Consider the following 24550-nt stretch of genomic DNA (forward strand, 5'->3'; position numbering starts at 1 on the left):
AGAACTGTATAAATAAAAGGGAGTTGTTACCATGAATTATCGTGAATTAGGAAATACAGGGATAAAGATTAGTGAAGTCAGCTTTGGAACGTGGGCAATCGGAGGGGCATGGGGAAAAACAAGCGATGCAGAAGCCCTGAAATCCCTAGAATATGCAATCGACAAAGGTGTGAATTTTTTCGATACAGCTGATGTGTATGGTGATGGTCATAGTGAAGAGCTATTGGCTAAGGCGACAAAGGGCAGGGAAGATCAGATACATATTGCAACCAAGTTCTGCCGTCAGGGTGATATTTTTGATCCGAAAAATTACAGCTATGAAAGAGTAAGCTCTTATTGTGAAGACAGCCTCCGCCGTTTAAACAGAGAAGCGATTGATTTGTACCAGATTCATTGCCCTGCAACAGAAATCTTGAAAGACGGAAGTGTCTTTGAAGTACTAGACCGTCTCAAGAAAGAGGGAAAAATCCGCCATTATGGAGTTAGTGTGGAAACAGTCGAAGAGGGACTTATTTGCCTAGAGAATCCTAATGTTAAGAGTCTGCAAATCATATTTAATATGTTCCGTCAAAAGCCATTAGAAAACTTAATACCTGAGGCTTATCAAAAAGGGGTAGGTCTTCTTGTTCGATTACCGCTTGCCAGTGGACTGCTGACTGGTAAATTTACCACAGACCATGTGTTTGAAGAAGACGATCATCGCCGCTTTAATGAAAATGGAGAGGCTTTTAATGTAGGGGAAACCTTTGCCGGTCTAGGATTTCGTAAGGGTGTCGAGTTAGCTGATGAGTTAAAGTGGATTGCAGAAGGACGTAAGTCAATGGCTAGTGCAGCACTGCGCTGGATACTAGATCAAAAAGAAATTTCATGTATCATTCCTGGATTTAAAAATGTTAAACAAGTTGAGGACAATCTCTCTGCTTTGGATACAAAACCATTTTCGTCTGAAGAAAAGCAAGAAATACAACGCTTTTATCAGGAAAAGGTAAAAGATTTTATAAGAGGCCCTTATTAAAGGAGTGTGCGTGATGATTAATGAAGTTCATACATCACAGAGGATGGTTGCCATTACATTTGATGATGGTCCAAATCCGTTATACACGCCGCAAATATTAGAGATTTTTTCAGAAGCAAAAGCAAAGGCTACTTTCTTCATGATAGGTGAACAAATGAAGAGCCACCCCGAGGTTGTAAAACAAGTTGCAGAAGGGGGTCACGAAATTGGGAATCATACTTTCAGCCATCCAAAGCTATCTCAGTTAAGCATAGATGATTGTTTAGCGGAGATTGAACAAACAGAAAAATTTGCAGTGGAGTTGGCTGGCAGGAAACCTGTTGTCTTTCGTCCTCCTTACTTTGATTATAATCAGGATACGGTTTCACTATTGCAGCAGAAGGGATATCCTATGATTGGTGCGGTAAATCTAGAGGCACAGGATTGGGAACAGCCCGGCGTGGAGCATATCTTGGGAAAATCAAGGGATGTTGTAGAAAATGGAAGCATTCTAATTTTTCATGATGGCTATGGTGACCGATCACAAACCATAGAAGCAGTGCGAATGCTTGTTTCCGAATTAATATCACAAGACTATCAGCTAGTAACCGTCAGTGAACTATTAAAACAAGTTAAATAATCGTTAGTTAGAGGAAGCTCAAATAATCTTTTTGTGCTTCCTTTTGATTTTTTGCTTTCATATAATATTATTTGATAATGGGCACTCATAATAGATAACCTATTATATAATAGATATATACTGCGTATTATTTCAGAATAATAGTTGACTGAGGTGGCAGCCTCAACACAACATGAGTATTTATTGTCTGGAGGGATTAGATTGAATGGAAGTAACTCTGTAAATCGGATCTATTCAGCGACTGAATGGATTGCCAGATTTGCTTATATTAATTTATTATGGATTGGATTTTCGTTGGTCGGTTTAATTTTTCTAGGTTTTTTTCCTGCCACGATTTCGATGTTTGCGGTCATTCGTAAATGGATAATGGGAGAAAGGGACATACCGATATTTCGAACCTTTTGGACTACCTATAAATCGGAGTTCCTGCGCAGTAATGGGTTAGGCTTAATCGTTGCGGCAGTAGGCGGGCTTATTGTCCTAGATTTGGTTTATATGAAGAATTCTGAGAATGATCTTATGAACAGCATTCAAATCCCTCTTTACTTGTTTATGTTTGCAGTAGTCATGACCATATTTTACTTATTTCCGGTTTATGTTCATTATGAGTTAAAACTGATGCAGGTGATTAAAAATTCATTTTTAATCATGCTCATTAATCCTCTTCAAAATCTAGTCATGATCGCTGGTATAGCTGCCTTGCTTTTTGTGGTAAATTACATTCCAGGTTTAGGCTTCTTCTTTGGCGGCAGCCTTTGTGCAGCTATAATAATGGCATCAGGTTATCTAGCATTTAATAAAGTAGACAAAAAGAAACAGATGACATAGTTTCTTAATAAGAGTTCAACTAAAAAGACAGATAGGAAGTGTTTCTTTAAAAGAAGAAACTCTTCTATCTGTCTTTTTGCGTTTAAAAAATAATTTTTTTACTAATCAGCCTTTGACTGAACCAGCTGCCATACCCTCAACAATCTTGTTACTTAAGAATAAGAAGGTAAGCAGAATTGGTATGATACTAATTACAAGAGTTGCACCAATGGCGCCCCAATCAGTTAAATATTGACCTACAAAGTTGTTGATTCCGACAGTTAGTGTTTTCCATTTATCAGAACTGATGAATGTGTTTACAAAGACGAATTCATTCCAGTTGTAAATCATGTTAATAATCGCAGTGGTTGATAGTACAGGCACGGTCATTGGCAGGGTGATTTGGAAGAAGATTCGGTGAACCGAGCACCCATCCATAACTGCTGCTTCCTCAATTTCACGCGGGAACGTTCTATAAAAACCAAGCAGGATCATAATCGTTAATGGTAAGTTAAAGGTTGTGTATGACAATACAATCGATACTGGACTATCAATTAAATTCACATTGTTATACATGTTAAACAAAGGAATGATTGTTGAATGCAGCGGTATCATGTAAGCGACTAAAAATAACCCAAGTACTAGACCACTTAGTTTCCAATGCATCCTTGTTACGGCAAACGTTACCAGACTAGCAAGAATGGTGGTTAGGACGACTGATAGTATCGTAATCCAGACGCTGTTGAAAAAGTATAATCCAATATTTCCTGAAGTCCATGCTCTTGTATAGTTTTCCCAATTTGGATCTTGCGGTAAAGAGAAGGGAGACATTCCGAATACTTCTTGATTGGTTTTCAGTGAAAAGAAAACCAGCCATATTAATGGGTAAATCTGAATAATAGCAAATGCCCCTAATATTAGATAAAGAAATCCAAATCCGATTTTGTTCAAGTAAGATTTCTTTGTAGTTTTGGGTACGGAAAGGTTTGTTGTTACTGGTTGTGTACTAACCTTACTCATCTTGTTTCACTCCCCCTTAAAATTGAACATCATCATTAGATTTCGTTAGTTTCGATGTTAACCAAGTCATGACTAGACAGATGACTAATAGGCCGAATCCAAGTGCACTACCATAACCAAAGTTATTCAATTTAAATGCTTCCTTGTACATGTAAGAGGCCATTACTTCACTTGCACCGTTTGGTCCTCCGCCGGTCATTACATAAATCAAGTCAAAATATTTCAATGATCCAACTACTGCCAGCATAATCGTTACTTTAAATATGCCAGAAATAAGCGGCAGTTTAATTCTAAACGCAATTTGTAATGCATTAGCTCCATCAATTTTTGCAGCTTCGATTACTTCATCTGGTACATTTTTTAATGCTGCGTAATAAATAAGAATATAAAATCCTGCATATTGCCAGATAACTGGAATGAAAATGGAATAAAGAGCGATTTCTGGATCCGCTAACCATAATGGTGTATTTTCCACGCCAAAGATTTCAAGTAATCTGTTGGCCATTCCGTTATTTGGATCAAAAATCTTCATCCAAAGCTGGGCAATCGCAACTGATGATAAGAGCATTGGAATTAAATAAATCTTACGTAATAAATCAGAACCTTTAATTTTGCTGGCTAGAACAAGTGAAATCCCTAAGTATAGCAGCAAACTAACTGCGGAGAAAATGGCTAATTGAAAAGAATGCCAAGTACTTGTCCAGAAAACTTTATCCTGAACCAGGGTTACATAATTCTCTAACCCAATAAACTTCATCTCTCCAATTCCGTCCCAATCCATGAGACCGTAATAACCTGATAATGTAATAGGAATATAGATAAGGACTAAAATGAGAAGTAAAGCCGGGAGAGTATAAAGGGTGATAACGAATTTATTCGACATAACATTTTTCATGTTGGTTCGTCCCCTACCTTTCTATAAAGAAGAGGACATATTTTTATCAATATGCCCTCTTATAAAGCATGATTATTTCTCAGAAGCAAGAGCCTCTTCTTGTGCTTTTGTAAACTCTTTAGGTGTTGATTGTCCGCCAAATAATGCTTGAATCTGATTTAAGTGCACATCAGCAACGCCAGCAGACATTTGAACATCCGCATAAAGTGTAATATTTGTAGCATTTCCTAAGTCATTAAGAATGTCAATGTACATTTGTGCAAGATCGCTGCCGGATGTATCAACAGTTGTTGCAGGAATCACACCAGCTTCAACAACGGAACGTTTGCCCCATTCATCAACTAAGTAAGAAATAAATTGTTTCGCTTCATCTTTTACTTTAGATTGTTCAGATGCGAATAAAGCGACTCCAGGTCCTCCTACAAAGCTATCAATGTTGCCTTTTCCACCTTCATAAGCTGGAAACTTGAAGTAACCGACTTTGTCTTTAAATTTCTGGTCAACATCTGGGCTAGTGGTATAGTTTGGTAATTCCCAAGTGCCCATAATGTACATGGCAGCTTGCTCATTCATAAAGTAACCTTTTGCTTCATCGTTTGAAAGTCCGTTAAATCCTTTAACAAATGCATCCATGTCAACAAGTTTTGTAATTTCTTCAGCTGCTTTAACTAAAGCCGGATCTTCAAAACTGCCGGTACGATTAATTGCATTATTTAATGTTTCAGGGCCGCCGATACGGTCTGCAAGGTACATATACCACATAGAGCCAGTCCAGCGGTCTTTGTTTCCAACTGTGATTGGTGTAACATCGTTATCAGAAAGTGTTTTAACAACTTTTAAAAACTCATCATATGTTTTTGGAACTTCTAAGTCATACTTCTTAAAAATTTCTTTGTTGTAATACACTGGAGCAATATTTAATTCAAGAGGTATAGCGTATGGCTTTTGGTCAACTGAAAATGCATCAAGTGTACCAGCAACGAACTTGTCTTCTTGGACAATATCATCTAATGGTGCAAACATATTTCCTTCAACGAAAGGTTTCATATATCCAGCAGCCCAAGTAATCCCAATGTCTGGAAGCTCATTTGAAGCGGATAATACCTTTATTTTTTCTTTGTATTGTTCATTTCCTAATATTTCTGTTTGAATATCGATATCGGGATGCTCTTTTTCATACGTTTTGATAATGTCATCCACAATTGTATACTGAGCTTTTGCACTTCCTTCAGGCCATAAATGCATCATTTTTACAACTGTTTTGTCACCGCTCGACTTACTTGTATCTTCAGATTTACTAGATGATGATGAACAGCCGCCTAATACAAGACCACCCATTAATGCCAAAGATAACGCAGCGGTAACCGCTTTCTTTTTCAACATACTAAAACCCCCTTGATTGTTTTTATTTATTTATATCTAACAATTAAAGTTTACCACCTTAGACATAATCAAAATAGGTAACAAAGATTAGGGAAAATACCATCATTTTTAGAAAACGCTATCATTGCTCGTCTTTCGATAGATACTAGGTGTTATACCTTCAATTTCCTTAAAGATTTTAATGAAGTATTTAGATGTTTTATAGCCAACTTCTTCAGCGATTTCATTTATTGGCAGATTGGTTGAAATCACTAATTCCTTTGCTCGCTGAATTCTTCGTCTAGTTATATATTCACTAAAATTTAGATTAGCCTGCTCCTTAAACAACACGCTGAAATAACTCGGATTCAAATGAACGTGGGCAGCTATGTCTTTGAGGGTCAATTCTTCCTTTAGATGCTGGTCAATATAGGCAATGGCTTTGCGAATAGGATCTTTGGTCGAATCTATTTTGTTGTTGGTATCGGCTATTCTTTTATCCACTACCCTTTCAATCATTCCTGCTCTTACTTGTTTCTCCATAACCTTAACAGCCTCATCAACAGCCTCAATCAACTTCTTTTTACCTATGGGCTTTAAAAGATAATTCACTACACCAAGCCTTAAGGCTTCCTGGGCATACTCAAACTCGGAGTAGGCGGAAATAACAATTACCACAGATGAGATCCCTTTTTCCTTCAAGTTTTTAAGCAGTTGTAATCCAGTCATTTCAGGCATTCTGATATCAGAAAGCAAAATATGAATCTTTCTTTCCTCAGCAATCTCCATAACCTCCTCACCGCTTTCAGCAGTGAGGATAGTAAATTCTCCATTATTCCAACTTTCTAATGTTCTCTGCAAACCTTGCCTGGTTCTTGGTTCATCGTCAACTATTACGATATTTTTAGTAATCAAATTATTCTCCTCCATCAATCGGTATTTCAAATGATATTTGTGTTCCGACATTTACCTTACTCTCAATCATAAGGTCAAAATCTATGATTTCTTTGTAATACAATTTTAAGCGCTTGTACACATTGGAAATGGCCATTCCTTTACCATTCACTGAGGATGTGCCGCCAGTTTTCATTGATTGAATAATCCACTCCAGCCGCTCTTTATCCATTCCAGGACCATCATCTTGAACACAGATGGAAATCCATTCTTTGCCTTCTCGGGTTACAGGTTCCACCGTTACTGAAATAAGACAATCTCCAGCTTTGTTGCCAGCTCCATGTAAAATTGCATTTTCTACTAAAGGCTGAATAATTAATTTAGGTACTCTAACAAACGCATATTCTGAGGGGACAGAGACATGCCATTGTAATCTGTCACCAAAGCGCATTTTCATAATTTCCATATAGTCGGCAATATGCTTGATTTCGTCTTTCAAAAACACCCAATCATCATCGGTTTCTTTTGTTATGGTATAACGAAATAAATTGGACATGGCCAGGACAAGTTCAGACAATTCTTCTTCATCCTTTTCTTCAAGCGACCAATGAAGCGCATCCAATGTATTGAAGAGAAAATGTGGATTAATTTGCGCCTGAAGGGCTTTCAATTCACTGCGGCTCCGTAAAATCTCTTTTTGATAAACCATCTGAATTAAATGATTGGTTTCTTTTACAAGCTGATTATACGTACTGTTTAATTCATTAATTTCATTTATGGAAGAAACACTTGGATTCAATGTTAAAGAACCTTCTCCCGCATGCTGCATGGTTTTCGTTAATTTAATGATTGGTCTTGTAATGATTGTTGAAAGGAATAAGGCGCTAATTGTAAAAATAAGAGCACCAAAAACTCCCGATAAGATAATTCCAGTCCGGATCCCAGACATACCTTCTGTTAGTTCACTTACAGGGGTTAAAATTAGCACGGTCCAACCTGTTAGTTTGGATAATTGCCTTGTTACCATATAATCTTGCTGATTTAGTTGAACGATGTTTTCATTGTTTTCAATAATATCTGTTATGTCTCCATTATAATTTTGGATAATGGGCTTTTGATCTTGATCTAGAAGAATAGAGTACTGACTGTTTTCATATATCTCATTTGCAAATGTAAAATGATTACGATTTATACTAATTAACAGATAACCGCCATTCTTGTATTGTTTCTCTATTAAATTTATACTGCGGATGGCAAGAAAGTAGTTTCTATCATTTGGATCCTCACCTATCCAAACCATTCTTCCTCTAGCTTTATTTGCTTCATTAATCCATTTTTTGTCAATACGGTTCAATAAAGAGTCTTCATCAAGAGGGAGAACACGCTGTTGTTTTCCTGCAAAGAGCTGAAAGGAAAAGATTCCATATGTGTTCCCCATAATTCTGTTAATATGTCCCATTAAACGTTGACGGTCACTAAAAGATACGTCTTTTCGATTATGGACAGCAGTTAAAACTCGTTGAACCTCTTCGTCTGTTATCACAAGCTTTGAAGACATGTTAATTTGTTCGTAAAGTGATTCTATTCGGCCATTTGCTTCAATGGCCACTTGTTGTATTTGTTTTTCAGCATTATTTTTTAATAAAGAAGAAACCTGTTTCAATGTAAGAAGACTTACAATCAATAGAACAATGATCATAAAGAATAAGAAGATAAATAAAATTTGGTTCCGAAGGGTATTCCATCTTTTTAGCAGATTTAACATTGATTGTTCGCCTTTCTTTAGTAGGATAATACCTTATTATATTATATAACTTGTTCGCTGTAATCGTTGTCTTTTTGGGATTATGTAGTATTTCCTAGTTTTGTGGGGAGGTGTTTTCAGACAACTTTCAAAACACCCAGCTGTCGAATATCAATGTACCAAGGACAAATACCTGTTATAATAAAGAAAAGAAATGAAATGTTAATGAAGGGGTTGGTAGAGATGAAACTTATCATCGCTGTTGTTCAGGATCAAGATAGCAACCGGTTATCAAAAGCACTGGTTGACAATAACTTTAGAGCGACAAAGCTGGCAACTACTGGCGGCTTTTTGAAATCTGGCAATACCACCTTTATGATTGGGACAGAGGATATTCGTGTGGACCGCGCATTGCAAATCATTAAAGATAACTGTAAATCACGAGATCAATTAGTGGCACCAGTTTCTCCGATGGGAGGAAATGCAGACTCCTTCGTACCATATCCTGTTGAAGTTGAGGTTGGCGGTGCTACCGTATTTGTTCTGCCGATTGAACAATATATGCATTTTTAAATCAATACTATTTGTAAGTGAGTGATGAACTTGATAAAAACATGGGATCAACTAGAAGAGCTGCAGCCTGCCGTGCTAAAAATGTTAAAGAACAGTTTGTTGAAGAACCGAGTAGCCCATGCCTATTTATTCGAGGGAATCAGAGGGACTGGGAAAAAAGAAATTGCTATATTAATCACAAAAGCATTATTTTGTGATTCCTTAATAGATGGCTTCAAACCATGTGAGACATGTCATAATTGCCGGCGTATTAATAGCGGTAATCACCCTGATGTTCATAAGGTGGAGCCCGACGGGTTATCGATAAAAAAACAACAAATTCAAGACCTTCAAGCAGAGTTTTCTAAAAAAGGGGTAGAGTCACAAAGAAAAGTTTATATGATTAGTGATGCTGATAAAATGAGTGTAAGTGCAGCAAATAGTCTGCTGAAGTTTCTAGAAGAACCAAGTTCACAAACAACTGCTTTTCTATTAACGGAGCAGCTTCAGCAGCTGTTACCTACAATTCTTTCCCGGTGCCAAATTTTATCATTTAAACCATTATCTCCACAAACCATGATTAATCAACTGATTGAAAATGGCGTTAACCCAATGAAAGCACCACTTTTGGCACAGTTGACCAATAGTCTAGAAGAAGCGTATACACTAAATGTCGATGATTGGTTTGCACAAGCCCAAAAAATAGTGTTAAAATTATATGAGGTGTTGAAAAAAAATCCTTTAGAAGCAATGGTCACACTTCAAGGGGATTGGTTCTCACACTTTAAAGAGAAAGAACAGATTAATCGTGGTTTAGATCTTTTACTTCTTATTTTTAAGGATTTATTATATATACAATTAGATAAACAGGAGCAAATCGTCTTTAAAGCTGAAAGTGAAGTGTTAAGGCAGTATGCTCTAGAAACATCCGGACGGCGGTTATCGGATCAAATGTCGGCTATTCTCGAGGCAAAAAGGAAGCTTGCGGCCAATATGAACCCACAGCTAATGATGGAAGAGCTTGTGTTAAATTTGCAGGAGGGATCTTCATTTGTATGATGTTGTAGGAGTACGCTTTAAAAAAGCGGGTAAAATCTATTATTTTGATCCTGGAGACCTCTCAATTCAAAAGGATGACTTTGTGATTGTTGAAACTGTCCGCGGGGTTGAATACGGTAAGGCGGTTGTTCCTCGTAAGCAGGTCGAGGAGCATGATGTCGTGCTGCCATTAAAAAAGGTAGTGAGAATTGCAGATCATAAGGATCGAATGATTGTTGAAGAAAATAAACAAGCTGCCCAGGAAGCATATGATGTTTGTAATGAAAAAGTAAATGGACATCAGCTGGATATGAAACTAGTCGATGTTGAATATACATTTGATCGAAATAAAATAATCTTCTATTTTACTGCGGACGGAAGAGTTGATTTTCGTGAATTAGTAAAAGACTTAGCATCTATTTTTCGGACAAGGATTGAACTGCGCCAAATCGGTGTCAGGGACGAGGCGAAAATGCTCGGCGGTATTGGTCCGTGTGGAAGAATGCTTTGTTGTTCCACATTTTTAGGTGACTTTGACCCTGTGTCTATTAAGATGGCAAAGGATCAAAATCTTTCTTTGAACCCTACTAAAATATCCGGTTTATGCGGCAGACTTATGTGCTGTTTAAAGTATGAAAATGATGAGTATGAAGCAGCAAAATCACAGCTGCCTGATATAGGAGAAATGATTGAAACTCCTCAAGGCAGAGGAAAAGTGGTAGGATTAAATATATTAGAGCGGGTACTTCAGGTAGAACTAAAGGAACAGGATCGAGTTCTGGAGTATACATTGGATGAAATCATTAAAGAGGGTGCCTTGTCTATACAATCCACAGATTAAGAGGTGTGCGACGTGGATAAAAAAGAGATATTCGAATCAGTGAGTAATATGGAAACACAAATTGGCCATCTTTACCAACAGCTCGGAGAATTAAAGCAGCATTTAGCCGAAATACTAGAAGAGAATCATTATTTAAAGCTTGAAAATGAACATCTAAGACGCCGTTTAGATGTAACCACGGAAAAAGATAAAAAGGATGAGATCGTTAAAAAGGGGACAACTTCCCGTGCATCTGCTGGAGACAGGAATATAGATATCGGTGAAGGATATGATAACCTCGCTCGTCTATACCAAGAGGGATTCCACATTTGTAATCTCCACTTTGGCAGCTTGCGTAAGGAAGGCGATTGCTTATTTTGCCTCTCCTTTCTTAATAAGAAATAACTTAGAAGAGGTTGACACTGGTCAGCCTTATTTTTTTACATATAATTTTGAGGTGGGTATGGCAGTGGTTAATTTAAAAGATGATGAGCGGCTTGATTATTTGCTTGCGGAAAATTTAAGAATTATTCAAAGTCCTTCCGTTTTTGCCTTCTCGCTTGATGCAGTCCTGCTGGCTCGGTTTGTATATGTTCCTATTCAAAAGGGAAATATTATTGATCTATGCAGCGGAAATGGAGTTATACCATTGTTTTTAAGTGCTCGGACAAAAGGAAAGATTACGGGTGTGGAGATACAAGAGCGCTTGTATGATATGGCTGTAAGAAGTATTGCATATAACACTCTCGAAGAACGCATTCAGATGATTCATGGTGATATAAAAGAAGTACCAAAGAGGTTAGGACAAGGAAAATTTGATGTTGTTACCTGTAACCCTCCATATTTTCCTACTCCCTCAAAAAGTGAGATGAATCCAAATGAACACTTAGCCATTGCCCGTCATGAGATATTATGTACACTGGAGGATGCTGTAAAGGCTTCAAGTCAACTAGTGCGGCAGGGCGGAAAGGTTGCATTTGTTCATCGCCCAGGGAGATTAATGGATATCATTACGGTAATGCGGCAATACAGAATAGAACCGAAACGCATTCAGTTTGTCTATCCGAAGCAGGGAAAAGAGGCAAATACATTATTAATTGAAGGAATAAAAGATGGCAGTCCAGATTTAAAAATACTTCCTCCTTTGTTTGTCTATAATGAAGAAGGGGAATATACAGCCGAAATTAAAAAAATATTATACGGTGATAAATAGAAGTGGGTGGTTAGTGTGTGGCAGCAAAAGAGTTTTGAGAACGAGGCGCAAAAAGGTATCCTTTATCTCGTTCCAACCCCAATTGGAAATCTTGAAGACATGAGTTTTCGTGCAGTTAGAATTTTAAAGGAAGCAGATTTAATAGCAGCCGAGGATACAAGAAATACAAAAAAGTTATGTAATTACTTTGAAATACAAACGCCTGTTGTCAGCTATCATGAACATAATAAAGAAGCCAGCGGGGAAAAGCTCATTCATAGAATTAAGGACGGAATGAAAATTGCTTTAGTGAGTGACGCAGGTATGCCGGCTATTTCAGATCCGGGATATGAGCTTGTAGAGGCTGCGATAAGTGAAAAGGTTACAGTAGTGCCATTACCAGGAGCTAATGCAGCACTCCCGGCATTAATTGCCTCAGGGCTAATCTGTCAGCCCTTCTATTTTTATGGATTCTTAAACCGTAGTAAAAAGGAAAAGAAAACGGAGTTAGAGAGTTTAAAAAAACAAACAGGAACTCTTGTTTTCTACGAGTCGCCGCATCGACTTAAAGAAACCTTATACAGTATGTATGAAATCCTTGGGAATCGTAAGGCTGCTATTTGCAGAGAATTGACAAAAAAGTTTGAGGAATTTATTAGAGGAACATTAGAAGAGATAATAGAATGGGCTAACCATGATGAGATTCGCGGCGAGTTTTGTTTAATTATTGAAGGTGCAGATGAAAGTAGAGTTAAGGAAGAGGACATTAGCTGGTGGGAAAACCTGTCGCTGGAAGAGCATGTAAATCACTACATAAATGTCAAAGAGATTTCCTCAAAAGAAGCTATCAAACAGACAGCCAAGGACCGAGGAATAAATAAGCGTGAAGTGTATCAGGCCTACCATATCGATTAACTGGAAATAAAAAAGCTTCTCCTAAAGGAGAAGCTTACTGTGTATTACTTTACTAATTCAAATTGGCTTTTGATTTCATTAACTAACTGCTCTGCACCTTCACGGCTTAGAATTAATTTGCCGCCAGCAAGTGCCAAGTTATCATCAGAAACTTCACCTGTTACTTGACAAGTCATGTTAGGCTTATATTTCTTTAGGATAATGCGCTCGTCATCAACGTAAATTTCAAGTGCATCCTTTTCAGCTATACCAAGAGTTCTTCTTAATTCGATTGGAATTACCACACGACCTAATTCATCAACTTTACGGACAATACCTGTAGATTTCATATCTAATAGCTCCTCTCATTTTAAACCTATTAATTTATTAATTTATCTCTCTATTAATTCGTCATTATTCGACATTATTTTCATAAATTTATGATACCAGCCATTCCCATTTGCGTCAATTACTTTTACAAAAAAAGTAATGGAAAATATTACAAATTAGTGAAATGTTGATTTATCAATGTATAATGAATGACCATTCAGTTGAAACAGACCAGTAATATTATTGTTAATAAAAAAGAGTGTTTTTAATATAAATGTAAAATTCGACAAAAAACAACAATATTAACAGGTTCATATGTATAATTTTCGACAGGCACATATACTTTTATGGGGGGAGTAAATGAAAAATAAAAATAAATATATTTGTTAAAATTGGAGTTTATTGCACAATTGTTGATTTTTGGGTATATTTTGATGATATAAGAGGATGAAAAAGGGCAATAATGATTTAATAATAGATAAGTCGATTTGCCTATATTAGGAGGGTATCAAATGCAAGAAAAATTAAAAACGTTTTATCTCACTACCCCGATTTATTATCCGAGTGGAAACTTACATATTGGCCATGCGTACACAACAGTAGCTGGTGACGCGATGGCACGCTATAAAAGAATGCGCGGCTATGATGTTATGTACCTGACGGGTACAGATGAGCATGGACAAAAAATCCAGCGTAAAGCTGAGGAAAAGGGGATTTCCCCTCAACAGTATGTTGATGAAATTGTGGATGGGATAAAGGATCTTTGGAAAAAACTTGATATCTCCTACGACGACTTTATTCGGACAACGGAAGAGCGACATAAACAAATAGTTGAAAAGATCTTTGCTAGACTACTTGAACAAGGGGATATTTATCTTGATAAGTATGAAGGCTGGTATTGTACACCGTGTGAATCCTTTTATACGGACCGCCAGTTAATCGAAGGAAATTGTCCTGATTGCGGCAGAGGAGTAGAAATTGTCAAAGAAGAATCTTACTTTTTCAAAATGAGTAAGTATGTTGACCGGCTTTTGCAATACTATGAAGAGAATCCTGAGTTTATCCAGCCGGAGTCACGTAAGAATGAAATGATTAATAATTTTATTAAGCCCGGCCTAGAGGATTTAGCTGTTTCTAGAACTACATTTGACTGGGGAGTAAAAGTACCTGGTGATCCAAAGCATGTTATTTATGTATGGATTGATGCCCTGTCAAACTACATTACAGCTCTTGGTTATGGAACGGAAAATGACAGTAAATACTTAAATTATTGGCCTGCAGATGTTCATCTTGTAGGGAAAGAAATTGTTCGTTTCCATACCATTTATTGGCCGATTATGTTGATGGCTCTTGATCTTCCGCTTCCTAAAAAGGTTTTTGCTCATGGCTGGCTTTTAATGAAGGATGGGAAAATGTCCAAGTCAAAAGGAAATGTAGTGGATCCTGTTACATTAATTGACCGCTATGGCCTTGACGCTCTTCGGTATTACCTATTAAGAGAAGTACCTTTTGGGGCTGATGGTGTATTTACACCAGAAGGATTTGTTGAAAGAATAAATTTCGATTTAGCCAATGACCTCGGCAATCTGTTGAACCGTACAGTGGCAATGATTGAGAAGTATTTCAATGGTGTTATTCCTTCTTATACTGGTTCCACGGGTGAGTTTGATGAAGCATTACTACAAACAAATAATGAAACAGTTGCTAAATATGAGGAAGCCATGGAGAAAATGGAGTTTTCAGTTGCACTTACATCGATTTGGCAATTAGTAAGCCGTACTAATAAATATATAGATGAAACACAACCATGGACCTTGGCCAAAGCGGAAGAACGAAAAAGTGAGCTGGCTAGTGTAATGGTGCATTTAGCTGAATCATTAAGGAGAACTGCTATCCTTCTGCAGCCGTTTTTAACTGTGACACCTAAAGGGATATTTGAACAACTGGGTGTTAGTAATGAGGAGCTTAAAACTTGGGATAGTTTAGCCAGCTTCGGGGCTATTCCTGCTGATACAAAGGTCTCGAAAGGAAATCCTTTGTTCCCGAGACTTGAAATCGCTGATGAGGTTGAATTTATCCGTGGAAAAATGGGAGGTTCAACTCCTGTTGTTGAAGAGAAACAAGAAGTGAAGCAGGAAGAAAAGCCGGAAGAAATAGATGAAATCGCTATAGATGACTTTATGAAAATTGATCTAAGAGTAGCAGAAGTTATTCAAGCGGAACCTGTTAAGAAGGCAGACAAGCTTCTAAAGCTTCAGTTGGATTTAGGTTATGAGAAACGTCAAGTGGTCTCAGGTATTGCACAATACTATAAGCCTGAGGAGCTAGTTGGCAGAAAAGTAATTTGTATTACAAACTTAAAGCCGGTGAAACTGCGTGGTGAATTATCACAAGGTATGATACTAGCTGGTTCAAAGGATGGATCCTTATCACTAGCCACAGTTGACCAGACATTACCTAACGGTTCTAAGGTAAAGTAAAAATTTTCAAATGGAAATGTTCCACGTGAAACAAATTTCGTGGCATTTCCATTTTTTCTTTATACATTCGACAAGATATAGTGATGAAATACAACAAAGGAGTATGACTTATGTTATTTGATACACATGTCCATTTAAATGCAGAGCAATTTGAAGAAGACTTAGAAGAAGTAATTGCAAGGGCACAAGAGTCCGGAGTGTCGAGTATGGTTTGTGTCGGTTTTGACAGGCCAACCATACAAAAGGCTATGGAGCTTGCTGAAAGCTATGACTTTATTTATGCCTGCGTTGGCTGGCATCCTGTAGATGCAATTGATATGACTGAGGAAGACTTGGTATGGATAGAAGAGCTTGCCTCCCACCCAAAAGTAGTAGCGATAGGGGAAATGGGGTTAGATTACCATTGGGACAAATCTCCAAAAGATATTCAAAAGGAAGTATTCCGAAAGCAAATACAATTAGCTAAGAAAGTCAAACTTCCAATTGTAATTCATAACCGGGAAGCAACGGCAGATATCGTAGAAATTTTGCAGGAGGAGGGCGCTGCTGAAGTCGGGGGGATTATGCACTGTTTTAGCGGCAGTCCTGAGGTCGCATTGGAATGTCTAAAAATGAATTTTTATATTTCACTTGGCGGACCGGTCACATTTAAAAATGCCAAAAAACCCAAAGAAGTGGCAGCCGTCGTTCCGTTAGAAAAGCTGCTGATTGAGACTGACTGTCCTTATTTAGCGCCGCACCCTTATCGTGGAAAACGCAATGAACCGGGATATGTAAAGCTAGTTGCTGAGCAAATTGCAGAGATTAAGGGTATATCCTTCGAGGAGGTAGCGGAGGTAACCACAGCTAATGCGAAAAAAGTATTCGACATAAACTGATAGACAAGCTTGTCGAAGTTAATAGAAGCTTGTCCAAATTTTTATAGATAACTTAAAGTTCTACATGTCTCCTTTTTCTCATAGGATAACCGTGTCGATAAGTTTTCCTTTGCAAATTTCCCAACTATATGCATAATAGGAAATACGTTCACAACAAATGCAAGGGTTGACAGCCGGCAGCATGTTTCTCAATAATCTCTCCGAGAAAAGGAGGCGTTTTTCATCGTATTCAAAAACATGAAAAACCTGTTTTCCAAGTCTTCGAGTAAGAAAAGGTTGGCAATCATTTTTGCTAGTTTTGTAGTTTTAGCAGCACTCCTTGGTTTTTCATATTATGAGGGATCGAAGTATACAGTTGCATTAACTCTTAACGGACAGCAAAAAGTAATAAAAACACATGCCGATAAGGTTAAGGATATATTCGCCCAACTGGATATATCACTAAACTCTAAAGACTACTTGTCACCTTCAGCTGATGCTAAGGTGAGAGACAATCAAAAAATTGTCTGGAAACAAGCAAAACAGGTTCAGATGGTACAAGACAGCGAGAAAAAAACGATATGGACAACAGCAGGTACGGTCGCTGAGCTCTTAAAAGAGCAGAAAATTGTATTGAACGAACAGGACGAAATTTCACCAAGGCCGCAGGAAAAAATCAAAAATAAGATGGATATTAGTATCAAATATGCTCTTCATCTTACACTAGTTGACGGCGGAAAAAAGCAACAGGTATGGTCCACTTCGGCTACGGTCGCTGACTTTTTAACACAACAGGGAATTAAACTTAATGAATTTGACCGAGTTGAACCGTCATTATCAGAGACATTGATAAAGGATGACGTTATTAATGTCATTCGCGTAGAAAAGGTCACCGATGTAGTGGAAGAACCAATTCAATTTGCCGTGATCACCAAGAAAGATGAGAGTTTAGAAAAAGGAAAACAAATAACGGTTAAAGATGGCAGACAGGGGCTTGTTTCAAGAGAATATGAAGTCATCATGGAAAACGGTATAGAAGTTTCAAGAAAACTAATTAATGAGCAGAGTCTTAGAGAGAAACTCGATAAAGTTGTGGCTGTCGGAACGAAGGAATTAAATCTTCAAGTTTCACGTGGAGCAGAAACTGGAACTGAGTTTTATGTTAATACTACTGCCTATACGGCATATTGTAACGGCTGTTCAGGAAGAACGGCAACGGGATTTGATTTGCGCGCTAACCCAGGGGCAAAAGTAATTGCAGTTGACCCGCGGGTAATTCCGCTGGGAACAAAGGTTTATGTGGAAGGCTATGGCTATGCTGTAGCGGCTGATACTGGCGGCGCCATTAAAGGACACAAGATCGATGTTTTTTTCCCAACAAAGGCGGAGGCATTCCGCTGGGGAGTTAGAAAGGTCAAAATCAAAATATTACAATAAGCATATCACTGCAGAGGTTAATTTTAGCCTCTGCATTTTGCTTTTTCTCCGATATTCATTATACTTACAAGGTATTTACTTCATAATATGAATGTATTTGTTAATATAGACGATGGACATTACAAAAATGTTTCATTTATTTTTCAAATTATTTTATCTTTTATCATTACATACGGAGGAAATAATGAAGATTAAGGAATTCATTGTGGTGGAGGGGAAAGATGATACCACCACGATTAAACGAGCTGTTGATGCAGATACGATTGAAACCAATGGTTCTGCCATTAATGAAGATACTATCGAAAAAATCAAAAGAGCACAAAAAACAAGAGGGGTTATTATCTTCACCGATCCCGATTATCCCGGAGAAAAGATTAGAAAGACAATTTCGGAAAGAGTACCTGGATGCAAGCATGCTTTCCTGCCGAAGGAAAACGCGATTGCGAAAAATGGAAAAGGGCTTGGTGTTGAGCATGCTTCATTAGAGGCCATCCAGAATGCACTAAAGGATGCACAAATCATGTCGGACTCAATTAAAGAGGAAATTACACAAGAGGATTTAATTATTGCAGGACTCATTGGCGGAGCTGGCTCTAAAGAGCGTAGAATCATGTTGGGAAAACTTTTGAAAATTGGATATACCAATGGAAAACAGCTTTATAAGAGGTTGATGATGTTCCAAATCAGCAGACAGGAATTTGCAGAGGCACTTGCAGCGGTTATACAGGAGGAAAATAATGAATAAAGATATTGCTACCCCGATTCGAACAAGAGCCATACTCGAAAAATACGGATTTTCTTTTAAGAAAAGTCTGGGCCAGAACTTTTTAATTGATACAAATATTTTACATAGAATTGTTGATTTTGCCGACTTGGGTGAAAATTCAGGGGCAATCGAAATTGGTCCTGGTATTGGTGCTCTTACAGAACAGCTTGCCCGGAGGAGTAAGAAAGTTGTTGCTTTTGAAATTGACCAAAGGCTGCTGCCGATTTTGTCAGACACTCTTTCTCCTTATGAAAATGTAAAAATTATTCATAAAGATATTTTAGAGGCAGATGTTCAAGAAGTTATTGATAATGAATTTAATGATATTAATGACCTTATGGTTGTTGCTAATCTTCCTTATTACGTTACAACTCCGATTATTATGAAGCTGCTGGAGGAACAAATTCCAATACGCGGTATCGTATGTATGCTTCAAAAAGAGGTCGCAGACCGCATTTCAGCCAAGCCGGGTACTAAGGAGTATGGATCGCTTTCCATCGCTGTACAGTACTATACAAAGGCAGAGACAGTGATGATTGTCCCAAAGACAGTTTTTGTTCCTCAGCCGAATGTTGATTCAGCTGTTATTCGATTAACAAGAAGGGACCAGCCGGCAGTTATCGTAAAAGATGAAAAATTCTTTTTCCAAGTAACCCGGGCAAGCTTTGCGCAAAGACGAAAAACATTACTAAATAATCTAACTAGTCAGCTGCAGGATGGGAAACAGAAGAAGGAAGAAATCATAGCTGCGCTAAACGCAGCAGGAATTGAACCGTCAAGAAGAGGGGAAACACTCTCTGTTGAGGAATTTGGGCGTTTAAGTGATGAATTATATACCTATTTTCAATAGACCTTTATGGTCTATTTTTTTTTGGCTATAGCTGTCCATTCACCAAAAGATGTGTAGTTGCATAGCCTATCAAAGAGAAAAATTTATTGGAAGGCCTATATGCTGGTCTTATTGGAGTGAAGGCAGTGGAAATAAAAATGATGGATATTGTCGGCAGACGGTCCTATAACTGCGATATTCTATTCCGAGTGATTGATATTCAAATACTAAATGGCCAGAGATTTGCAGTCCTTTACGGTGAGGATATTCGCTTAGTGGCAGATGCGCCTTACGAAGATTTAGTCGTTATTAACAAAAATGTGAGATCGAGGATTATCCAGGAATACAAAACCCTAGAGGAGCAATCCTTCAAACTATTTGCACAGGACGTAGATCTAATTAAGCAAAGGCAGGATTATGAAGCGACTGGAGGCTATGTACAGCCCGCCAATTACTTTCAAATCCCAGGGAAGGTTCTTCACTTAGATGGAGACCAGGACTATCTACAAAAATGTATGACATTATATGAAAAAATTGGTATTCCTGTCTATGGTATACATTGTAATGAAAAAGAAATGCCAAATAAAATTGGCAGCCTGCTTGATCAATATCGTCCTGATATACTAGTTATTACCGGTCATGACGCCTATTCTAAGTCTAAGGGGAAAATAACAGATATTAATGCATACCGCCACTCAAAGCATTTCGTTCAAACCGTTAAGGAGGCACGGAGGAAGATCCCTCATTTAGATCAACTCGTTATTTTTGCAGGTGCCTGCCAATCTCACTTTGAATCCTTGATACATGCTGGTGCAAACTTTGCAAGTTCTCCCTCGCGAATTAACATACATGCACTAGATCCCGTTTATATCGTAGCGAAAATAGGCTTTACGCCGTTTATGGAGAGTATCAATGTTTGGGATGTCTTACGAAACACACTTACAGGAGAAAAAGGACTAGGAGGCATCGAAACAAAAGGAGTCTTACGAACAGGGATGCCTTACAATCCTGTCCAGGATGAAGAGTCATAAGTCCCTTTGGAAAAAATAAGGGCTTATTTTTTTTACACACATAATATCCATAATTAAGGTAATCCTAATGATTGTTGAAATTTGGGAGAAAAAGTAGAAGAAAAGATATTGACAATCATTTTGTCGGACTGATATAATTTTATGTTTTTATTTGACAGGGACTATGTCAGTGTGATATACTTTACACAGTGAGGTGGACCGAATGCCAAAAACCTTAGCCGATATTAAAAAGGCTCTTGATTCAAATTTAGGGAAAAGATTGTTGCTCAAGGCAAACGGAGGACGTAGAAAGACAATCGAACGATCAGGCGTATTAGCCGAAACGTACCCTTCGGTTTTTGTAATCGAGTTAGATCAAGAAGAGAATTCATTTGAACGAGTTTCTTACAGCTATGCTGATGTACTTACCGAAACAGTTCAAATAACCTTCTATGAAGATGCAGCAGGAAACATAGCTTTAAGTTAGAATATAGGGCAATTTTTTAGGGCAGAAAATCATCTGATTTTCTGCCTTTTGCTTTACCATTAAATAAATATTAATGAAATAAACTCTAGATAACATACTAATAGTGCTGTGGTGTGATAAAAGGGGTTGTTTAGATGGCAAGAAGAAGAGGTGTTATGTCTGCTCAATTTAAAGAGGAACTTGCGAAAGAGCTTGGTTTTTATGATGTCGTTCAAAAAGAAGGATGGGGCGGCATTCGAGCAAAAGACGCAGGAAATATGGTGAAAAGAGCGGTTGAATTAGCTTCAGAGCAACTTATGAAAAACAACAGGAAGACTTAGAAGAAGCACCCGCGGCAGCCAAAAGTTGATATGCGGCACTTGCTTCCCATTATTAAACAAAACAGACACCATACCACGGCAAGGCCAGGAGAAAGAATCCCTGGCCTTTAAATATTATTAATAGACTTTTTTCCTATCAGAAGTTTTGTGGTAAAATAGGGAAAAATAAATGAACGATATAGAAGTGTAGGTGGGCGTAGTGAAGCTTTTAGTAAAAGCACCAGCCAAAATTAATTTATCTTTGGATGTTTTATATAAGCGTCCTGATGGTTTTCATGAAGTTGAAATGATCATGACGACGATTGATTTGGCAGACCGAGTGGAACTGACATTATTAGAGCAGGATAAAATACATATACTATCTCATAACCGATATGTACCTGATGACCAGCGGAATTTGGCCTATCAGGCAGCACAATTGTTGAAGGATCGATACCAAGTAAAAAAAGGTGTCCAAATTACAATTGAAAAAACAATTCCTGTTGCTGCTGGACTGGCTGGAGGAAGCAGTGATGCTGCTGCAACGCTTAGAGGTCTTAATAAACTGTGGGACCTCGGGTTAACATTGGATGAATTAGCTAGTCTTGGTTCTGAAATCGGATCAGACGTGTCGTTTTGTGTGTATGGTGGTACCGCTTTAGCCAAAGGGAGAGGAGAAATGATTACGGACCTTCCTGCCCCGCCCACTTGCTGGGTAATTTTGGCCAAGCCTTTCATTGGTGTATCAACCGCGGAGGTTTATCGACGGTTAGATTTAAAGGGAATGAAGCACCCCAATATAAACGAAATGGTTAAGGCCATTGAAAACAATGATTATCAAAGTGTATGTGAAAATGTCGGCAATGTCTTAGAAGACGTTACGTTAAAACTTCATCCAGAGGTAGCACAAATCAAGGAGCAAATGAAGCGGTTCGGTGCCGACGCTGTTCTAATGAGTGGAAGCGGACCAACGGTTTTTGGAATTGTGCAGCACGATTCACGAATGCATCGGATTTACAATGGTCTTAGAGGATTTTGTGATCAAGTTTTTGCTGTGAGAATGCTTGGAGAGCGTCATACTCTTGATTAAAAACGGACAATAGTGATATTCTATTATTAGAATATTCGTCTTTGGGGGATTGTTATGAAGTTTCGCCGCAGTGAACGATTGATTGATATGACAAGTTATTTACTTGATCATCCGCGCCAGCTTGTACCACTCACCTTTTTCGCTGAACGTTACTCTTCTGCGAAATCTTCCATTAGTGAAGATCTAGCAATCGTTAAGGAGACCTTTGAACAAAGAGGAATTGGAACCTTACAAACCGTTCCAGGTGCAGCCGGTGGAGTTAAATTCTTTGTCAGCGTAAGTGATGAAGAGGCAAAACCTTTTGTAGATGAGTTATGTTCGTTAATTGCCCACCCAGATCGACTTTTACCAGGGGGATACTTATATTTAACGGACATATTAGGTAATCCATCTATTGTTCAAAAAGCGGGCAGGATTATTGCATCCGCTTATGTAAATACAAAAATTGATGTAGTCATGACCGTGGCAACGAAGGGGATTCCACTTGCTTATGCTGTTGCGAGCCAATTAAATACACCCGTTGTCATTGTAAGAAGAGACAGTAAGGTGACCGAAGGCCCGACCGTAAGTATCAACTATGTTTCTGGGTCAGCAAAGAGAATTCAGACGATGGTGCTTTCAAAAAGAAGTTTGGCTCAGGGTTCAAGGGTCTTAGTTGTTGACGACTTTATGAAAGCAGGGGGAACCGTAATGGGTATGATCAGCCTGCTAGAGGAATTTAATGCTCAAGTAGCTGGTATAGCTGTTTTGGTTGAAGCTGAAAAAATTGAAGAACGCCTCGTTGATGAGTACAAATCACTAGTTAAACTAACGGATGTAGATGTTAAGGAAAAGAGGATTTCTGTTAAAGAGGGTAACTACTTTAAACGCCGAACGGAGGAATAAAAATGAAAGTTGTTCAAACGAATCAAGCGCCTGCTGCTATAGGGCCATATTCCCAAGGTATCATCGTAAATAATCTCTTTTATAGTTCTGGTCAGATACCACTAACTGCGCAAGGGTTAATGATTGAGGGCGGTATAAAAGAACAGACACATCAAGTTTTTAAAAATCTAGATGCTGTGCTATCAGCAGCAGGGGCATCCTTTGAAACCGTTGTAAAGGCCACTGTTTTTATTAAGAGTATGGATGACTTTGCAGCAATAAACGAAGTATATGGTGAATACTTTTCAACCAATAAACCAGCACGCTCTTGTGTAGAGGTAGCCCGGCTGCCAAAAGACGCCCTAGTTGAAATCGAAGTAATCGCGCTCGTGAAATAATTAAAGGGTTCTGTTTTTTTCGGGTAAGTTCATATTAATAAACTTGACGTATGAATTGGCATACGTCTTTTTATTTTCTTTCCCGTTTTTGAGTACCAATTTTATAATCTTAATAAGCTGCTGATTCCCGCAGTTATCGGTTTGGGGATCAAGAACAGGATTCAGTTGCTAAATAGACGGATAATTTCCGTTTAATTAATAAATATAATTAAGAAAAGCATAAATAGACGGAGAAATTCCGTCTATTTACTCGTTAAGTTTGAAAATAGGCGATTTTGCTTCGCATAAACGGAAAAACTCCGCTTATTTACCCCCGTTACGAGCTACATACTACATTTAACCGGAAAATCTCCGTTTATTTTACCTTTTCTGTTTACTCTATTAAGGACAAGGCATCTTATTTATCACTATCCATCTAGTAATATATCTGATTTTTATAAATGTTCATTATTTTGCCTAAAATATTTTAAAAAATATTAAATTAAAAGAAGGATTTACTAGATTCGCTGTTGAATTAATAACACTAGCTTTTTAACATAAGAAAAGGGTGTGAGCACATGGAAGTAACAGACGTAAGATTACGCCGCGTCAACACGGACGGTCGTATGAGAGCGATTGCATCAATTACACTAGACAATGAATTCGTTGTTCATGACATCCGCGTTATTGACGGAAACAATGGTTTATTTGTGGCTATGCCAAGTAAACGTACTCCTGATGGAGAATTTCGTGATATTGCGCATCCAATCAACTCTGGAACACGCGGTAAAATCCAAGAAGCTGTCTTGGCTGAGTATCACCGATTAGGTGAATTAGAAGTCGAGTTTGAAGAAGCCGGAGCTTCCTAGAAG

The 24550-nt window shown here is 38.0% G+C and carries 27 protein-coding genes; 21 read left to right on the forward strand and 6 right to left on the reverse strand.

Going from position 1 to position 24550, the window contains the following annotated elements:
- Positions 1-31 precede the first annotated feature (31 nt).
- From H0184_RS20815 to H0184_RS20825, 3 genes are all read left to right on the forward strand, one after another.
- Complete coding sequence (locus tag H0184_RS20815) at positions 32-1015, forward strand: aldo/keto reductase (RefSeq protein WP_221828014.1); 984 nt, start codon at positions 32-34, stop codon at positions 1013-1015.
- 13 nt (positions 1016-1028) lie between these two features.
- Positions 1029-1634, forward strand: a complete 606-nt coding sequence (locus tag H0184_RS20820; RefSeq protein WP_221828016.1) for a polysaccharide deacetylase family protein — start codon at positions 1029-1031, stop codon at positions 1632-1634.
- 201 nt (positions 1635-1835) lie between these two features.
- On the forward strand, positions 1836-2462 hold the full coding sequence (locus H0184_RS20825; RefSeq protein ID WP_221828018.1) for a YesL family protein: 627 nt from the start codon (positions 1836-1838) through the stop codon (positions 2460-2462).
- Positions 2463-2567: 105 nt separating this feature from the next.
- Here the strand turns inward: H0184_RS20825 and H0184_RS20830 are convergent, their stop codons facing one another.
- The 5 genes from H0184_RS20830 to H0184_RS20850 all read right to left on the reverse strand — a co-directional run bounded on the left by H0184_RS20830 (position 2568) and on the right by H0184_RS20850 (position 8377).
- Positions 2568-3461, reverse strand: a complete 894-nt coding sequence (locus tag H0184_RS20830) for a carbohydrate ABC transporter permease (RefSeq protein ID WP_221828020.1) — start codon at positions 3459-3461, stop codon at positions 2568-2570.
- Positions 3462-3477: 16 nt separating this feature from the next.
- Positions 3478-4356, reverse strand: coding sequence for a carbohydrate ABC transporter permease (locus H0184_RS20835; protein ID WP_221828022.1), 879 nt, complete (start codon positions 4354-4356; stop codon positions 3478-3480).
- A 72-nt stretch (positions 4357-4428) separates the two neighbouring features.
- Positions 4429-5736: an extracellular solute-binding protein gene (locus H0184_RS20840; RefSeq protein ID WP_396953612.1), complete on the reverse strand. Its 1308-nt coding sequence runs from the start codon at positions 5734-5736 to the stop codon at positions 4429-4431.
- A gap of 111 nt (positions 5737-5847) precedes the next feature.
- Complete coding sequence (locus H0184_RS20845) at positions 5848-6633, reverse strand: response regulator transcription factor (RefSeq protein WP_221828026.1); 786 nt, start codon at positions 6631-6633, stop codon at positions 5848-5850.
- A 1-nt stretch (position 6634) separates the two neighbouring features.
- Positions 6635-8377, reverse strand: a complete 1743-nt coding sequence (locus H0184_RS20850) for a sensor histidine kinase (RefSeq protein WP_221828028.1) — start codon at positions 8375-8377, stop codon at positions 6635-6637.
- A 222-nt stretch (positions 8378-8599) separates the two neighbouring features.
- On the opposite strand from H0184_RS20850, the gene H0184_RS20855 reads away from it, so the two are divergent.
- From H0184_RS20855 to rsmI, 6 genes are read left to right on the forward strand one after another with little or no spacing between them, the layout of a single operon-like run.
- Complete coding sequence (locus H0184_RS20855) at positions 8600-8929, forward strand: cyclic-di-AMP receptor (RefSeq protein WP_045515592.1); 330 nt, start codon at positions 8600-8602, stop codon at positions 8927-8929.
- Between the two features lie 30 nt (positions 8930-8959).
- Positions 8960-9967 carry a DNA polymerase III subunit delta' gene (gene holB / locus H0184_RS20860; RefSeq protein WP_221828030.1) on the forward strand — a complete coding sequence of 336 codons (1008 nt, stop codon included), beginning with the start codon at positions 8960-8962 and terminating at the stop codon, positions 9965-9967.
- Positions 9960-10787, forward strand: coding sequence for a PSP1 domain-containing protein (locus tag H0184_RS20865; RefSeq protein ID WP_221828032.1), 828 nt, complete (start codon positions 9960-9962; stop codon positions 10785-10787). Before holB ends, H0184_RS20865 begins: the two co-directional genes overlap by 8 nt.
- Positions 10788-10799: 12 nt before the next feature.
- Entirely contained in the window at positions 10800-11171 is a 372-nt protein-coding gene (yabA, locus tag H0184_RS20870; protein ID WP_221828034.1) for a DNA replication initiation control protein YabA, read from the forward strand.
- Positions 11172-11229: 58 nt separating this feature from the next.
- Positions 11230-11979 (forward strand): tRNA1(Val) (adenine(37)-N6)-methyltransferase, encoded by a 750-nt coding sequence (locus H0184_RS20875; protein WP_221828036.1) that lies wholly within the window; start codon positions 11230-11232, stop codon positions 11977-11979.
- Between the two features lie 15 nt (positions 11980-11994).
- Entirely contained in the window at positions 11995-12873 is an 879-nt protein-coding gene (gene rsmI / locus H0184_RS20880) for a 16S rRNA (cytidine(1402)-2'-O)-methyltransferase (RefSeq protein ID WP_221828038.1), read from the forward strand.
- A gap of 44 nt (positions 12874-12917) precedes the next feature.
- Here the strand turns inward: rsmI and H0184_RS20885 are convergent, their stop codons facing one another.
- Positions 12918-13202 carry an AbrB/MazE/SpoVT family DNA-binding domain-containing protein gene (locus tag H0184_RS20885; protein WP_045515586.1) on the reverse strand — a complete coding sequence of 95 codons (285 nt, stop codon included), beginning with the start codon at positions 13200-13202 and terminating at the stop codon, positions 12918-12920.
- 492 nt (positions 13203-13694) lie between these two features.
- On the opposite strand from H0184_RS20885, the gene metG reads away from it, so the two are divergent.
- The 12 genes from metG to spoVG all read left to right on the forward strand — a co-directional run bounded on the left by metG (position 13695) and on the right by spoVG (position 24547).
- Positions 13695-15662: a methionine--tRNA ligase gene (gene metG, locus H0184_RS20890; RefSeq protein ID WP_221828041.1), complete on the forward strand. Its 1968-nt coding sequence runs from the start codon at positions 13695-13697 to the stop codon at positions 15660-15662.
- Positions 15663-15772: 110 nt separating this feature from the next.
- On the forward strand, positions 15773-16540 hold the full coding sequence (locus tag H0184_RS20895) for a TatD family hydrolase (RefSeq protein WP_221828067.1): 768 nt from the start codon (positions 15773-15775) through the stop codon (positions 16538-16540).
- A gap of 237 nt (positions 16541-16777) precedes the next feature.
- Positions 16778-17956 (forward strand): G5 and 3D domain-containing protein, encoded by a 1179-nt coding sequence (locus tag H0184_RS20900; protein ID WP_221828069.1) that lies wholly within the window; start codon positions 16778-16780, stop codon positions 17954-17956.
- Between the two features lie 184 nt (positions 17957-18140).
- Positions 18141-18701: a ribonuclease M5 gene (gene rnmV, locus H0184_RS20905; RefSeq protein WP_221828071.1), complete on the forward strand. Its 561-nt coding sequence runs from the start codon at positions 18141-18143 to the stop codon at positions 18699-18701.
- Positions 18694-19572: a 16S rRNA (adenine(1518)-N(6)/adenine(1519)-N(6))-dimethyltransferase RsmA gene (gene rsmA, locus H0184_RS20910; protein WP_221828073.1), complete on the forward strand. Its 879-nt coding sequence runs from the start codon at positions 18694-18696 to the stop codon at positions 19570-19572. Before rnmV ends, rsmA begins: the two co-directional genes overlap by 8 nt.
- 137 nt (positions 19573-19709) lie before the next feature.
- Positions 19710-20582 (forward strand): sporulation peptidase YabG, encoded by an 873-nt coding sequence (gene yabG / locus H0184_RS20915; RefSeq protein ID WP_260631709.1) that lies wholly within the window; start codon positions 19710-19712, stop codon positions 20580-20582.
- A gap of 202 nt (positions 20583-20784) precedes the next feature.
- The gene (veg, locus tag H0184_RS20920) at positions 20785-21048 is read left to right on the forward strand and encodes a biofilm formation stimulator Veg (RefSeq protein WP_132097037.1); all 264 of its coding nucleotides are present in this window, start codon (positions 20785-20787) and stop codon (positions 21046-21048) included.
- 134 nt (positions 21049-21182) lie between these two features.
- Positions 21183-21368 carry a small, acid-soluble spore protein, alpha/beta type gene (locus H0184_RS20925; protein WP_221828075.1) on the forward strand — a complete coding sequence of 62 codons (186 nt, stop codon included), beginning with the start codon at positions 21183-21185 and terminating at the stop codon, positions 21366-21368.
- A gap of 199 nt (positions 21369-21567) precedes the next feature.
- Complete coding sequence (gene ispE / locus H0184_RS20930; protein WP_221828077.1) at positions 21568-22437, forward strand: 4-(cytidine 5'-diphospho)-2-C-methyl-D-erythritol kinase; 870 nt, start codon at positions 21568-21570, stop codon at positions 22435-22437.
- A 54-nt stretch (positions 22438-22491) separates the two neighbouring features.
- Positions 22492-23322, forward strand: coding sequence for a pur operon repressor (gene purR, locus H0184_RS20935; protein WP_221828079.1), 831 nt, complete (start codon positions 22492-22494; stop codon positions 23320-23322).
- 2 nt (positions 23323-23324) lie between these two features.
- Positions 23325-23699, forward strand: coding sequence for a 2-iminobutanoate/2-iminopropanoate deaminase (gene ridA, locus H0184_RS20940; RefSeq protein ID WP_221828081.1), 375 nt, complete (start codon positions 23325-23327; stop codon positions 23697-23699).
- Positions 23700-24256: 557 nt separating this feature from the next.
- Positions 24257-24547 carry a septation regulator SpoVG gene (gene spoVG / locus H0184_RS20945; RefSeq protein ID WP_003347151.1) on the forward strand — a complete coding sequence of 97 codons (291 nt, stop codon included), beginning with the start codon at positions 24257-24259 and terminating at the stop codon, positions 24545-24547.
- Positions 24548-24550 lie beyond the last annotated feature (3 nt).

The sequence above is a fragment of the Neobacillus niacini genome (assembly GCF_019749295.1).
Lineage (GTDB): Bacteria > Bacillota > Bacilli > Bacillales > Cytobacillaceae > Neobacillus > Neobacillus niacini_D.

Bases quoted from the DNA above. Each gene is read 5' to 3' on its own strand.
- H0184_RS20875 (WP_221828036.1), top strand. From the start codon at position 11,230: ATGGCAGTGGTTAATTTAAAAGATGATGAGCGGCTTGATTATTTGCTT.
- H0184_RS20885 (WP_045515586.1), bottom strand. From the start codon at position 13,202: ATGAAATCTACAGGTATTGTCCGTAAAGTTGATGAATTAGGTCGTGTG.
- H0184_RS20925 (WP_221828075.1), top strand. From the start codon at position 21,183: ATGGCAAGAAGAAGAGGTGTTATGTCTGCTCAATTTAAAGAGGAACTT.
- H0184_RS20900 (WP_221828069.1), top strand. From the start codon at position 16,778: ATGAAAAACCTGTTTTCCAAGTCTTCGAGTAAGAAAAGGTTGGCAATC.
- rsmA (WP_221828073.1), top strand. From the start codon at position 18,694: ATGAATAAAGATATTGCTACCCCGATTCGAACAAGAGCCATACTCGAA.
- purR (WP_221828079.1), top strand. From the start codon at position 22,492: ATGAAGTTTCGCCGCAGTGAACGATTGATTGATATGACAAGTTATTTA.
- H0184_RS20895 (WP_221828067.1), top strand. From the start codon at position 15,773: ATGTTATTTGATACACATGTCCATTTAAATGCAGAGCAATTTGAAGAA.
- H0184_RS20835 (WP_221828022.1), bottom strand. From the start codon at position 4,356: ATGAAAAATGTTATGTCGAATAAATTCGTTATCACCCTTTATACTCTC.
- H0184_RS20855 (WP_045515592.1), top strand. From the start codon at position 8,600: ATGAAACTTATCATCGCTGTTGTTCAGGATCAAGATAGCAACCGGTTA.
- H0184_RS20820 (WP_221828016.1), top strand. From the start codon at position 1,029: ATGATTAATGAAGTTCATACATCACAGAGGATGGTTGCCATTACATTT.
- H0184_RS20830 (WP_221828020.1), bottom strand. From the start codon at position 3,461: ATGAGTAAGGTTAGTACACAACCAGTAACAACAAACCTTTCCGTACCC.
- spoVG (WP_003347151.1), top strand. From the start codon at position 24,257: ATGGAAGTAACAGACGTAAGATTACGCCGCGTCAACACGGACGGTCGT.
- rnmV (WP_221828071.1), top strand. From the start codon at position 18,141: ATGAAGATTAAGGAATTCATTGTGGTGGAGGGGAAAGATGATACCACC.
- yabG (WP_260631709.1), top strand. From the start codon at position 19,710: ATGATGGATATTGTCGGCAGACGGTCCTATAACTGCGATATTCTATTC.
- metG (WP_221828041.1), top strand. From the start codon at position 13,695: ATGCAAGAAAAATTAAAAACGTTTTATCTCACTACCCCGATTTATTAT.
- veg (WP_132097037.1), top strand. From the start codon at position 20,785: ATGCCAAAAACCTTAGCCGATATTAAAAAGGCTCTTGATTCAAATTTA.
- H0184_RS20850 (WP_221828028.1), bottom strand. From the start codon at position 8,377: ATGTTAAATCTGCTAAAAAGATGGAATACCCTTCGGAACCAAATTTTA.
- ridA (WP_221828081.1), top strand. From the start codon at position 23,325: ATGAAAGTTGTTCAAACGAATCAAGCGCCTGCTGCTATAGGGCCATAT.
- H0184_RS20815 (WP_221828014.1), top strand. From the start codon at position 32: ATGAATTATCGTGAATTAGGAAATACAGGGATAAAGATTAGTGAAGTC.